Genomic DNA, 1,263 nt, shown 5'->3' with positions numbered 1-1,263 from the left:
GAGTATATCATGTAAGAAAAAAGCGGATATATGCCTTTATATTGGACATAGTATCCGCTTCTAATTATAGTCTGTTTAAGTCATCATAGGTTCTTTTTGCATAGGTTCAACATGAATATGAGTGTGTAAAATTCCAAATTTTCGTTCTAACATTTCTTCAATTGTATCGGTAATATGATGGCTTTTACTCACGTCCATATGGGCATCTACTTCAATCGTAATATCCACATAGGTTTGGTTTCCATACATACGTGCGCGAATATCAACAATATGTTCAACACCAGAAACGAGTCTGACAGCTTGTGAATATTCCTCCATTTTATCCGGATCAATGCCGTCAGTTAACATATGAGAAGCTTCTGTAAAGATGTCCCACGCAGTTTTGCAAATAATAAGGCCAACGATTAACGCCGCAATTGGATCGAGGATAGACAGGTGGAACTGTGATGCTACAATGCCGACAACTGTACCTATACTCACGAGAGCATCTGATAAATTATCTTTTGCAGCGGCTTCTAATGCTTTACTTTTTGTTCGCTGCGCAATTTTATTATTATATTTGTACACGACGTACATGACGACAGCACAAAATAAGGCAACCCATGCTGCAAGTACATTTGGTGCGGTTTTTTGCGGATTGAAAAACGATTGAATTGCACTTACGATAACTTCTAAACCAACCGTTGCCATAATAAAAGAGGCAACAAGTGAAGCGATTTGTTCTGCACGTGAATGTCCATATGGATGATCTGGATCACGGGGCTTACGAGAAATTTTAAGACCAATTAATACAGCTAAAGAAGCACCAATATCTGTTAAGTTATTTAAACCATCCGCCCGTAATGCACTGGAAAGGGCAATGTAGCTAATTACGATTTTCAGTGATGATAAAAATATGTAGGCGATAATGCTGACAATAGCTCCTTTATCAGCTTCTTTATTAGAAAGTGAATTCATAACGATCACTCACCTTTCTGTTAGGAAATTCTTTCTATTAATAGAGTATCAAACGAAACTCGTGTGGGTCTATACAAACATTGTTGACGCTTTATAGCTTTTTAAGTAGAGGATAACAAAGTTTCGTAAAGGAAAAATATGTTGCAAAGTGCAAAGTGCAAAGTGCAAAGGGAGAAAAGGTGAAAATTTCATCGGATTTCCTTTACGATATAAGGAAGGGGGGAGATGCGAAAAATATTATCTGCTTTTTACGATCCTTAGTATCACAGGGTGTAAGTACGATCCTTAGTATCACAGGGTGTAAGT

Annotated in this window: 1 protein-coding gene; it reads right to left on the bottom strand. The window is 37.4% G+C overall.

All coding sequences use genetic code 11. The annotated features are described in order from the left end of the window. Window positions 1–75: 75 nt before the first annotated feature. Window positions 76–957, bottom strand: a complete 882-nt coding sequence (locus AC1DIT_RS28150) for a cation diffusion facilitator family transporter (protein WP_016114759.1) — start codon at window positions 955–957, stop codon at window positions 76–78. Window positions 958–1,263: the final 306 nt, after the last annotated feature.

The organism is Bacillus sp. 05T22 (genome assembly GCF_056396765.1).
Note: the sequence above shows the minus strand (reverse complement) of the source record. Positions and strands in the feature narration are given on the sequence as shown.

Excerpts from the sequence above, each read along its gene's own strand:
- AC1DIT_RS28150 (WP_016114759.1), bottom strand. The coding sequence starts at position 957 with ATGAATTCACTTTCTAATAAAGAAGCTGATAAAGGAGCTATTGTCAGC.